Consider the following 10,998-nt stretch of genomic DNA (forward strand, 5'->3'; position numbering starts at 1 on the left):
CGGGGCCCTGCGGCGGCCTACGGGCCGACGGACGTCAGAAGCGGCGCGTGATCAGCGCCCGCTTCACCTCCGCGATCGCCTTGGTGACCTCGATGCCGCGCGGGCAGGCGTCCGTGCAGTTGAAGGTCGTACGGCAGCGCCAGACGCCGTCGCGGTCGTTGAGGATCTCCAGCCGCTGCTCGCCGGCCTCGTCACGCGAGTCGAAGATGAAGCGGTGGGCGTTCACGATCGCGGCCGGGCCGAAGTACTGGCCGTCGTTCCAGAACACCGGGCACGAGGACGTGCAGGCGGCGCACAGGATGCACTTCGTCGTGTCGTCGAAGCGCTCGCGGTCCTCGGCGGACTGCAGGCGCTCACGCGTCGGCTCGTTGGTGTCCTTCGTGATCAGGAAGGGCATCACGTCCCGGTACGCCTGGAAGAACGGCTCCATGTCGACGACCAGGTCCTTGAGGACCGTCAGGCCCTTGATGGCCTCGACCGTGATCGGCTTCTCGGGGCTGATGTCCTTGATCAGCGTCTTGCAGGCAAGGCGGTTCTTGCCGTTGATCCGCATGGCGTCCGACCCGCAGATGCCGTGCGCGCAGGAGCGGCGGAAGGTCAGGCTTCCGTCCAGGTCCCACTTGATCTTGTGCAGCGCGTCGAGGACACGCTCCTTCGGGTCGATCTCCAGCTGGAAGTCTTCCCAGGTCGCCTCGGCCGAGACCTCCGGGTTGAACCGGCGGACGCGGAAGGTGACCGTGATGTACGGGGAGTCGGCGAAGCCGGGCTCGGGGGCCTTGTCGCTCTTCTCCATGACAGGGGTAGCCATCAGTACTTACGCTCCATCGGCTGGTAGCGGGTCTGGACGACCGGCTTGTAGTCGAGCCGGATGGACTCGGCGCCGTCGTCGCCCACCTCGCGGTACGCCATGGTGTGGCGCATGAAGTTGACGTCGTCGCGGTTGGGGTAGTCCTCGCGGTAGTGACCGCCGCGCGACTCCTTGCGGGCGAGCGCGGACACCGCCATGACCTCGGCCAGGTCGAGCAGGTTGCCCAGCTCGACGGCCTCCAGCAGGTCGGTGTTGAACCGCCGGCCCTTGTCCTGGATCGCCACGTTCTTGTAGCGGGCGCGCAGTTCGCCGATCTTCTCGACGGCTGTCTTGATCGTCTGCTCGGTGCGGAACACCATGACGTTGGCGTCCATGCACTCCTGCAGCTCGCGGCGGATCGTCGCCACCCGCTCGGTGCCGGTGGAGGAGCGCAGCCGCTCGATCTGCTCGACGACCAGGGACTCCGGGTCCTCGGGCAGCTCGACGAAGTCCGCCTTCTGCGCGTACTCCGCCGCCGCGATGCCGGCCCGGCGGCCGAAGACGTTGATGTCGAGGAGCGAGTTGGTGCCCAGGCGGTTGGCGCCGTGCACGGACACGCAGGCCACCTCGCCGGCCGCGTACAGGCCCGGGACGACGGTGGTGTTGTCCGCGAGGACCTCGCCCTCGACGTTGGTCGGGATGCCGCCCATGGCGTAGTGCGCGGTGGGCTGGATCGGGATCGGGTCCGTGTAGGGCTCGATGCCGAGGTAGGTCCGCGCGAACTCCGTGATGTCGGGCAGCTTGGCGTCCAGCTGCTCCGGCGGGAGGTGGGTGAGGTCCAGGTAGACGTGGTCGCCCTCGGGACCGCAGCCGCGGCCCTCGCGGATCTCCGTGTAGATGGACCGGGACACGACGTCACGGGACGCCAGGTCCTTCATGACCGGCGCGTACTTCTCCATGAAGCGCTCGCCGTCCTTGTTGCGGAGGATGCCGCCCTCACCGCGGGCGCCCTCCGTCAGCAGGATGCCCATGCGCCAGATGCCGGTCGGGTGGAACTGGAAGAACTCCATGTCCTCCAGCGGCAGCCCGCGCCGGTACACGGCGGCCTGGCCGTCACCGGTCAGCGTGTGCGCGTTGGAGGTCACCTTGAAGAACTTGCCGGTGCCGCCGGAGGCGTAGATCACGGACTTCGCCTGGAAGACGTGGATCTCGCCGGTCGCCAGTTCGTAGGCCACCACACCGGCCGACTTCTTGACGCCGTCGACCTCGGTGATGAGCTGGTCGAGGACGTAGAACTCGTTGAAGAACTCCACGCCCTCCTTGACGCAGTTCTGGTACAGCGTCTGGAGGATCATGTGGCCGGTGCGGTCGGCCGCGTAGCAGGAGCGGCGGACGGGAGCCTCGCCGTGGTTGCGGCTGTGACCGCCGAAGCGGCGCTGGTCGATCGTGCCGTTCGGCGTCCGGTTGAACGGCAGGCCCATCTTCTCCAGGTCGAGGACCGAGTCGATGGCCTCCTTCGCCAGGATCTCGGCGGCGTCCTGGTCGACCAGGTAGTCACCGCCCTTGACCGTGTCGAAGGTGTGCCACTCCCAGTTGTCCTCCTCCACGTTGGCCAGCGCGGCGGCCATGCCGCCCTGCGCGGCGCCCGTGTGGGAGCGGGTGGGGTAGAGCTTCGTCAGGACGGCCGTGCGGCTGCGCTTGGTCGCCTCGATGGCGGCCCGCATACCGGCGCCACCGGCGCCGACGATGACGGTGTCGTACTTGTGTACCTTCATGATTTTCGCAGCCCCGTGCCTAGCGGATGTTCGGGTCGAAGGTGAAGATCACCAGCGTGCCCAGCAGGATGGTGAACACCGTGGCGGTGTAGAGCAGGCCCTTGAGCCACAGGCGGGTGTTCGGGCGCTCCGCGTAGTCGTTGATGACCGTGCGCAGGCCGTTCGCGCCGTGCAGCATCGCGAGCCACAGCATCAGGAGGTCCCAGACCTGCCAGAACGGCGAGGCCCAGCGGCCGGCCACGAAGGCGAAGCCGATCTTCGAGACGCCGCCGTCCAGCACCAGCTGGATGAGCAGGTGCCCGATGACCAGGACGACCAGCACCACGCCGGACAGGCGCATGAAGAGCCAGGCGGCCATCTCGAAGTTGCCGCGGGTGGACTTCGGGGACTTCTTGGTCCGCTTGCGGGGCGGCTCGATGAGCGGCGCCGGGTTGTCCACGGTGTAGACGGAGGCGCCCGCGCCCTCGACGGGGCCGATGCCGGAGGCGGTGGTTTCAGTGGTCGACATGTGCGTCAGCTCCCGAACAGTTCACGAGCGGCGTGGCCGAGGACGGGGTAGATCGCCCCGATCATCAGCACGACCCACAGGGCGACGACGGTCCAGAGCATCTGCTTCTGGTAGCGGGCGCCCTTGACCCAGAAGTCGACGGCGATGACACGCAGGCCGTTGAGCGCGTGGAACAGGATGGCGGCGACGAGGCCGTACTCCAGCAGCGCGACGATCGGCGTCTTGTACGTGGCCACGACGGTGTCGTAGGCCTCGGGGGACACCCGCACGAGAGCGGTGTCCAGCACGTGAACGAACAGGAAGAAGAAAATGAGGACGCCGGTGACTCGGTGAGCCACCCAGGACCACATTCCTTCCCGGCCGCGGTACAGCGTTCCAGCCGGCACGGAAGTTTCCTCCGGGAGCGGGGATTGGGGCCGCGCCGGCTTTCCTTGTCGGTCGGGCCCGGCCGGGTACGGTCCACCGGCCCCCAGCATCGTAGCGACGGTTGCCTGCGGCGCTTACGGGGGGCCTGCTTGTGTGATCAAAGTTGCACTCAAAGGAGCAGTGGGGTGGCTGCGGGGCGGCTACTGGGGAGGGGGTTGGGGTGGTTTGCCGGGTGCGGGTCGTCAGTGGTTGCTCGCGCCCCGCGGCGGAGCCGCTGATGTCACAGCCCCGCGCCCCTCAGGGCGTCGATCAGCCGCGCCCTTGCCAGTTGCCGGAGTTCGTCTGCCGCCACCTGGCGTTCCTCTTCCGGATCGTTTGTCAATCGTGACCGGATGCCTGCCAGCACGTGGTCCAGGGCCTCGTTCGCGGGCATGCCGTTCAGGCAGATGACGAACCCGTGTCCGAAGCGGCTCTCGTAAGCGGCGGTGGCTGCGCTCAGGGCCGTATGGGCCGCCGCGTACGTGTCCTCCGGCAGGGGAGGCAGGGACTCGGTCGACAGGGCCTCGGTCAGGTCGGCCGGGGAGAGGTCGTACGTCGCCTCGTCCGAGGCCGCGAGCAGGGCCGGCAGGTCCGGGTAGGGGCGGTGGGCGGTCAGGCGGTGGGCCCAGTGGTGGCTGTTCAGGCAGGTGAGGAGGGTCTGGAGGGCCTCGTCGGCCGGGGCGGTGTTGAAGCGCTCCAGTGAGCGAACGGTGACCGGGGTGGCGCGTGTTTGCACCGGTACCGGTATGGCCACTCGGCCGGGGAGGTCTGGAAGACGGTGCACAGGCAGCGTGGGTCCTCGTGGGCTTCGCGTGTGTGTCGGCAGGGGATTGTGCGAAGGATGTGGCGTCACGTTATCGAGTGACGGCAAGACGTGTCCGTCCGATGCCCGAATTTCACCCGAACGGGAGAGTTTCAGAACATGTGGTGGACGCATGGTGAAGCTCACGGCCGTAGGTTGACGCTGTGAGCCAGCACGGACGCCGGACACCGGCGAACAAGGTGAGGCAGAGCAAGGTGCGGCAGCGGGCCGTGATCGCCGGTGCGGCGGTCGCCGCGCTCGGTGTGGGGGCCGGCCTGTGGGCCACCGACAGCGGGGGCGGCGGCGGGTCCACCGGCCCGGCGGCGCGGTCCTCGGACGAGGCGGCGGCGCCCACCACCTCGCCGAGCCCGAGCCGCTCCTACGCCCTGTCGAAAGCGCCGCGCACCATACCCTCCGTACGCGAGCACACCCCGGCCCGCGGCCCCGGCTGGCAGCCCGAACGCGACCACCGTGTCGTCGTCGCCGACCGCGGCCTCGCCGACGAGGGGCGCCAGATAGCCGGCGAACTGGGGCTGACGTACGCGGGGGAGAAGGACGACGAGCGCGCCGGGGACCTGCTGCTGGACGTCCGGCAGGAGCAGGGCGCGAACCCGGAGTCGTACACCATGACCGTGCGCGACGGCCGGGTCACCGTCACCGGCCCGGCCGAGGCCGGCGTCTACTACGGCACCCGCACCCTGAAGCAGGCCGTCGACGGCGGGGGCACCGCGCCGGAGGGCGAGGTGAAGGACGAGCCGGCCAAACCGAAGCGGGGTTTCTCGCTGGACATCGCCCGCAAGCACTACAGCGCCGACTGGATCAAGGACCGGATACGCGAGCTGGGCGACCTGAAGTTCAACGAGCTGGGCCTGCACTTCTCCGACGACCAGGCCTTCCGCATCGAGTCCGACTCGCACCCCGAGATCGTCTCCGACGACCACCTGACCAAGGCCGAGGTGAAGGAGATCGTCGATCTCGCCGCCTCCCGGCACATCACCGTCGTCCCCGAGATCGACTCGCCCGGCCACCTGGGCGCCGTACTCGCCGCCCACCCGGACCTCCAGCTGCGCAACGCACAGGGCACGCCCACCCGTGGCGCGATCGACATCTCCAAGCCGGAGTCCGCCGAGATCGTCGACGACCTGCTGAACGAGTACGCCGACCTCTTCCCCGGCTCCCAGTTCCACCTCGGCGCCGACGAGTACCAGGCCCTCGTGGTGCCGGACCCCGAGGCGTCCTACCCGACGCTGGCCGCCGCCGCCCGCAAGGCCTACGGCTCCGGCGGCACGGTCGCCGACCTCACCACCGGCTGGCTCAACGACCGCGCCAAGACGGTCATGGCCCACGACCGCACCCCCCGCGCCTGGAACGACGGCTTCTTCAAGGACACCTCCGTCGAGCCCCTGAAGGACATCAAGGTCGCCTACTGGACCGGCAAGGAGATCGGCGCCCGCCAGCCGACGGAGTACCTGAGCGAGGGACGCGAGGTCCTCAACTACAACGACGAGTTCCTCTACTACGTGCTCGGCGAGCCGCAGACCTTCGTCTACCCGACCGGCGAGCGGATCTACGAGCAGTGGACCCCGCGCGTCCTGCGCGGCACCACGGCCGTCGACGCCAAGTACGACGACCAGATACTCGGCGGCAGCTTCGCCGTCTGGGGCGACCTCCCGAACGCCCAGACGCAGGCGCAGGTCGCCGAGGGCATCCGGCTGCCGCTGGCGGCGACGGTCCAGAAGCTGTGGGACCCGGACGAACCCGAGCTGTCCTGGACCGACTTCAGGGCGCTGGCGAACCAGCTCGACTGACCCTCCCGGGCGCCCCGGCCACCCCGGTGCGCCGTGCGGATTGCCCGATACGGCTGCGAACTGCCGTACGGCTGTGGTGGTCTTTTGGCGGGCTGAGCGAGCCGAACCGACAGCCGAACCGACATGCGGGGGGACCGGGACATGGGCTACTGGGGGTACTTCGTCGTGGGCCGCGCCGAGCGGCCGCTCGCGGAGCTGGACGCGCTGTCGGGCGCCACGGACATGACCCTGCACCTGTCCGCGCCGGACGGCTGGCAGGTGTGGGAGTTCCCGGGCGGCGACGGGGACGTCGGGAACATGAACGACCTGGCGGGGCAGACCGGCGCGCCCGCGCTGTTCGGCTACGTGATGGACAGCGACTGCGTGGTCGTGGAGGCGGCGGCGCCGGAGAGCGGGGCGTGGACGACCTGCCTGGCGCGGACCGCGATGGCCGGGTACCTGGGCGCCGAGAAGGAAGGGCTCACCCTGGAGGACTACTTCCTGGAGCCCCGCGACGCCGCCGAGCGTGCCGTCGCCTGGGCCGCGGAGGCCGGGCGCACCGCGAGCGCCGGGGAACTGGCGGAGGTGCTGTCGGCCGACCCCGGCGCCGGGTCCGGGTCCGGGTCCGGGTCCGGGTCCGAGGAGGATGCCGATGCGGACTCCGGATCGGTGGCCGAAAACCTCTTCTTCCGGTTCCTCGACCGGCTGGGTGTGGTGCCGCTGTGACACTCCCGGGCCGTCGCACGCAGTAAGGGGAAGTGCGGGCTCCGTGGTGGTGAGCGGGCCGATCGGCTGAACAGGGAGGCATCGGATGAGCCTGGCGGAACTGATCGCGCGGGCCGACGCATGCGGACACGTCGCGAGCGGACTGGCTTGTTTGGATCGCTGCGTCCCCTTGCTGGACGGCGACGACGAGGTCCTGAGACCGCTGTGGGCGACCCTCGCCGACGACGCCGGGGGCGGGCGCGAGTGGGCCAAGGCGCTGGAGCGGGTCCGCGACAAGCTCGCCGGCCCCGACGCCGTCGGCGAGGACGAGGCCGTGCTCCTGGCCCGCCGCATGCTGGCCGCCGCCCCGGCCGAGCGCTCCGCCGCCGCGGTACGGGAGTGGGCCGACGCCTGCTCGGCGGCCTCGCTGCGGATCCACCGGCTCCTCGACCCCGCGGCAGGCGTCGCCCCCGGCGTCGACGCCCGCGGGGAGGGCCGTACGGAGGGGATGTCGCCGCTCGTCGCCGCCGAGCTGCGCCGGCAGACCGGCGTCCTGGAGGTGCTCGCCGCCCACGGCACCGCCGGGCTGCGCCACGCGCTGGAGATCTCCACCGAGGGGCGCCGGGTGCTGCGCGCGGTGGTGTCCCGCCGTGCGCGCGGACGGGGCTGAACGCCGGGTCCGTCGGGCGGGACCGTGGTGGCCGAGGCAACGACCGGGGCCGCCACCCCCCACAGGAGAGGCCCCGGCCGTCGCGCGGCACGGGCCGCGCGGCGGCCCGTACTCCCTACAGCGCCAGGCCTGCGTTTTCTGTCACACCCCACCGCGTCACGGCTTAGTTGCATCTTGTACGGCAATGCGATGAGGACATGGACGAGCGGTGGTTTCAAGACGTAACGTGCCATTCGCGCCGATGCAGCGGGGCTCGCTCCCGCACCAGGGTTGCGGGAGACCACCGCAACCATCGATTGAGAGGCGCAGAAAGGCCTTCTCGGTGCTGGGGGACGACGCGGAGCTGACCGCCGCGGTACGTGCGGCACAGGGCGGGGACGAGACGGCGTTCCGGACCGTGTACCGCAGCGTGCATCCGCGACTGCTGGGATACGTACGGACGCTGGTCGGCGATTCCGACGCCGAGGACGTGGCGTCCGAGGCGTGGCTGCAGATCGCCCGTGACCTGGACCGGTTCGACGGCGACGCCGACCGGTTCCGTGGCTGGGCCGCCCGCATCGCCCGCAACCGCGCGCTGGACCACATCCGCATGCGGGGGCGCCGGCCCGCGATCGGCGGCGACGAGACGGAGCTGACCGGGAAGCCCGCCGACTCCGACACCGCGGGCGAGGCCATCGAGGCTCTGGCCACCGACACCACCCTCGCCCTGATCGCCCGGCTGCCCCAGGACCAGGCCGAGGCGGTCGTCCTGCGCGTGGTCGTGGGCCTCGACGCCAAGAGCGCCGCCGAGACGCTGGGCAAGCGGCCGGGTGCCGTCCGTACGGCGGCGCACCGCGGCCTGAAGCGGCTGGCCGAGCTGCTCGGCGGCGATGCGGAATCGGCCGGAGGGCTGGACGCCCTGCCGTCCCAGCGAGAACCGCGCGGTCGTGCGGTGACGTCCGCGAGTGTGACGGATACGCGTGCGCGGACGCAGAAGGACATGTGATGGCCGACGAGCAGGACAGGTGGCTGGACCGCGAAACGGCGGAACTCTTGCTGCGCGGAGAGTCACCGCAGCCTGTCGACCCCGTGGCCCGCGACCGGGCGGAACGACTCGTCGAAGCCCTGGGCGCACTCTCCGCCCCACCCGTGCCGACCAGCGGGGAACTCCCTGGCGAGGCCGCCGCGCTGGCCGCCTTCCGCACGGTGCGCGCAGAGCGGGCCGACGTGTACGAGGGGGCTCCGGACGCCCTCGGTCACGGCCCCGCGGCACGCTCCTCCGACGTCGCGCTGGTCCGCATCGGCGCCCGCGGCGACGCGGCACGGGGCCCCCGCCGACGCAGTCCCCTGCGCGTCGGGCTGGTCGCCGCGCTGACCGTCGGCATGATCGGCGGGGTGGCGGTCGCGGCCGGAACCGGAGCCCTGCCGGGACCGTTCGACCGTGCCGAACCGGACCCCGCCGCCACCGTCTCGGCCGGGGCCTCTCCCGGCCACCCGCGCGCCTCGCCCTCACCGCTGGACGGCGTGCAGGGCGGATCGACGGCCGGGGGCATCGCACCCGGCACGGGCGACCGGGGCACCGCGGGGGACTCCGGGCGAGGCTCCGAGGAGGGCTCCAGGGAGGCCTCCGGGCGGGGTTCCGCGAAGGGCAGGGCGGACGAGGGCACGACCCGGGACCGTGACTCCGACGACCGGGGAACGGGCGGCTCCGACGGCCGGCGACCGGGCCTCGCCACGTCCTGCCGCGCCGTACGCGCCGGCGGTGAGCTCGACGGCACCATGAGGCGGGCGCTGAAGGACGCGGCCGGGGGCGCGTCACGGGTCGCCAAGTACTGCAAGGACCTCCTCGCCCGGACCGACGCCGGCGAGTCGTCCCGGGAGCGCAGCGACGGCAAGACCGCCGGCGACAGGGACGAGGAAGCCGGCAAGGACGGAAAAGACGACGAAGACGGCAAGGGCGCCAAAGGCGGCAAGGACGGCAAGGACGGCGAGGGTGATCGGGACGGAAGGAAGAGGAAGGGGGGCGACGGCGACGACCGCCATCCCGTAACCCCCGTCCGGCCGGCCCGCTGACCTGCACTTTCAGGGTCGAGCGAGATTTCCTCGCGGAGGGTGTGACACTTTCGGCCACCCTGGCGCAGTAATGAGTGAGCCGACTGGTCATCGGCTTTTGCACCGAGCCGGGGTTCCCCCCGTACCTACGGCTCGTGCACCTCGGCGCGGGCGGGACACGTTCCCCCGGTCCCGCTCGCGCCCCACCTCTCCCCCTTCTTCCTCTCACCGCGTCACCAATGGACGACGACCTTGTCGCCGTTCCTCACCTGCGCGTACAGGTCCCCGATCGCCGCCTCGTCCCGCACGTTGACGCAGCCGTGCGAGGCACCCGCGTAGCCGTGGGCGGCGAAGTCGTCCGAGTAGTGCACGGCCTGGCCGCCGCTGAAGAACATCGCGTACGGCATGGCCGAGTCGTAGAGCGTCGAGACGTGGTGACGCGACTTCCAGTAGACCTGGAACACGCCCTCCCGGGTCGGCGTGTACTGCGAGCCGAACCGCACCGGCATCGTCGACACGGTCCGCCCGTCCACCATCCAGCGCAGCGTCCGGCTCGCCTTGCTGATGCACATCACCCGGCCGGTCAGGCAGCGCGGGTCGGGCGCGGCGGCCGGCTGCCCACCCATCAGATACAGGTCCCACTTGCCCGGCTCGCGCGTCATCGCGAGCAGCCGCTGCCAGGTGACGGTGTCGGTCCGGCCGGTCCTGGGCAGCCCGCGTTTGCCCTGGAAGCCGCTCACCGCCTGCTCGGTCAGGTCGTCGTACGTCCCGGTCGGGCCGTCGACGAGCCACTCGACCTGGCGCAGCCGCGCCTGGAGTTCACGGACGTCCCGGCCGGTGTCGCCCCGCGTCCACAGCACCCGGGGCGCGGTGCGGGCGGGCGGCGCACTCGACGGCCGGTCGCCGGCCGGCGTGTTGTCCGGCGTGTTGTCCGGCTTCTGCGACGGGGTGTCGGTGACCTCTATGTGCACCGGCGTGCGCCCCTTGCCGTCGACGCCCGTGCCCTGCACGGTGCAGCCGACCGCCGCCAGCGCGACCCCCAGGGCGACGGCGACCGCTCTCCCGGTGTTCCCCGCACTCCCCGTGCCCGTCGTCTTGCGCATCACGGCCCCCCGTCGTCTCACCGTCCCGCACGGACGTCCCCTGAGATGTTCCCCGCGGATGACGCGCCGCGAACGGCACGGCATCGTTGTGACCGGGACCGCATCGAGGTTGTGAGCAAGGTCCCAGCGTGCGCCCCTGCACCGGGGTGCGTCCGCGCCGATACAGTCCGTCAAAGGGGTCGGTCTGTACTGGCGAGTAACTGACGGGTAGTTCGAGCAGTTCGAACATGTGCTCAGCGGGAGGCATCACACCATGGCGCGCGAGTCTGAGTCCGGACTGCCCATCGAACCGGTCTACGGCCCCGAGGCCCAGGAGGGCTGGGACCCGGCGGAGAAGCTGGGTGAGCCGGGGAAGTACCCGTTCACGCGGGGTGTGTATCCGTCGATGTACACGGGGCGGCCGTGGACGATGCGTCAGTACGCGG

12 protein-coding genes are annotated in these 10,998 nt (G+C 70.9%); 6 read left to right on the forward strand and 6 right to left on the reverse strand.

The annotated features are described in order from the left end of the window. Positions 1-34 precede the first annotated feature (34 nt). From ACIGO6_RS22835 to ACIGO6_RS22855, 5 genes are all read right to left on the reverse strand, one after another. The gene (locus tag ACIGO6_RS22835) at positions 35-808 is read right to left on the reverse strand and encodes a succinate dehydrogenase iron-sulfur subunit (protein ID WP_311571808.1); all 774 of its coding nucleotides are present in this window, start codon (positions 806-808) and stop codon (positions 35-37) included. Next, the gene (sdhA, locus tag ACIGO6_RS22840; protein ID WP_399878919.1) at positions 808-2,562 is read right to left on the reverse strand and encodes a succinate dehydrogenase flavoprotein subunit; all 1,755 of its coding nucleotides are present in this window, start codon (positions 2,560-2,562) and stop codon (positions 808-810) included. Before sdhA ends, ACIGO6_RS22835 begins: the two co-directional genes overlap by 1 nt. A gap of 19 nt (positions 2,563-2,581) precedes the next feature. Further along, positions 2,582-3,070, reverse strand: coding sequence for a succinate dehydrogenase hydrophobic membrane anchor subunit (locus tag ACIGO6_RS22845; RefSeq protein WP_019330052.1), 489 nt, complete (start codon positions 3,068-3,070; stop codon positions 2,582-2,584). Positions 3,071-3,075: 5 nt separating this feature from the next. Beyond that, the gene (sdhC, locus tag ACIGO6_RS22850) at positions 3,076-3,456 is read right to left on the reverse strand and encodes a succinate dehydrogenase, cytochrome b556 subunit (RefSeq protein ID WP_079163643.1); all 381 of its coding nucleotides are present in this window, start codon (positions 3,454-3,456) and stop codon (positions 3,076-3,078) included. A gap of 260 nt (positions 3,457-3,716) precedes the next feature. Next, a complete protein-coding gene (locus ACIGO6_RS22855; protein ID WP_399878921.1) occupies positions 3,717-4,211 on the reverse strand; it encodes a 2-oxo-4-hydroxy-4-carboxy-5-ureidoimidazoline decarboxylase in 495 nt (164 codons plus the stop codon). Positions 4,212-4,492: 281 nt separating this feature from the next. Between ACIGO6_RS22855 and ACIGO6_RS22860 the strand changes: the two genes are divergently transcribed. The 5 genes from ACIGO6_RS22860 (at position 4,493) to ACIGO6_RS22880 (ending at position 9,491) form a co-directional block, all read left to right on the forward strand. Then, positions 4,493-6,085: a glycoside hydrolase family 20 protein gene (locus ACIGO6_RS22860; protein ID WP_399878963.1), complete on the forward strand. Its 1,593-nt coding sequence runs from the start codon at positions 4,493-4,495 to the stop codon at positions 6,083-6,085. 141 nt (positions 6,086-6,226) lie between these two features. Continuing rightward, a complete protein-coding gene (locus tag ACIGO6_RS22865; RefSeq protein WP_399878964.1) occupies positions 6,227-6,790 on the forward strand; it encodes a hypothetical protein in 564 nt (187 codons plus the stop codon). 85 nt (positions 6,791-6,875) lie between these two features. Then, a complete protein-coding gene (locus ACIGO6_RS22870; protein ID WP_399878922.1) occupies positions 6,876-7,439 on the forward strand; it encodes a hypothetical protein in 564 nt (187 codons plus the stop codon). Between the two features lie 322 nt (positions 7,440-7,761). Beyond that, positions 7,762-8,424 (forward strand): RNA polymerase sigma factor, encoded by a 663-nt coding sequence (locus tag ACIGO6_RS22875; protein ID WP_399878924.1) that lies wholly within the window; start codon positions 7,762-7,764, stop codon positions 8,422-8,424. Beyond that, positions 8,424-9,491 (forward strand): hypothetical protein, encoded by a 1,068-nt coding sequence (locus tag ACIGO6_RS22880; RefSeq protein WP_399878926.1) that lies wholly within the window; start codon positions 8,424-8,426, stop codon positions 9,489-9,491. Before ACIGO6_RS22875 ends, ACIGO6_RS22880 begins: the two co-directional genes overlap by 1 nt. A gap of 212 nt (positions 9,492-9,703) precedes the next feature. Here the strand turns inward: ACIGO6_RS22880 and ACIGO6_RS22885 are convergent, their stop codons facing one another. Next, entirely contained in the window at positions 9,704-10,573 is an 870-nt protein-coding gene (locus ACIGO6_RS22885; protein ID WP_399878928.1) for a L,D-transpeptidase family protein, read from the reverse strand. 253 nt (positions 10,574-10,826) lie between these two features. On the opposite strand from ACIGO6_RS22885, the gene ACIGO6_RS22890 reads away from it, so the two are divergent. Continuing rightward, positions 10,827-10,998, forward strand: a 172-nt coding sequence (locus ACIGO6_RS22890; protein ID WP_399878966.1) for a methylmalonyl-CoA mutase family protein, incomplete at its 3' end; no start/stop codon positions are given.

The sequence above is a fragment of the Streptomyces sp. NPDC053750 genome (assembly GCF_044544295.1).
Taxonomy (GTDB): Bacteria; Actinomycetota; Actinomycetes; order Streptomycetales; family Streptomycetaceae; genus Streptomyces.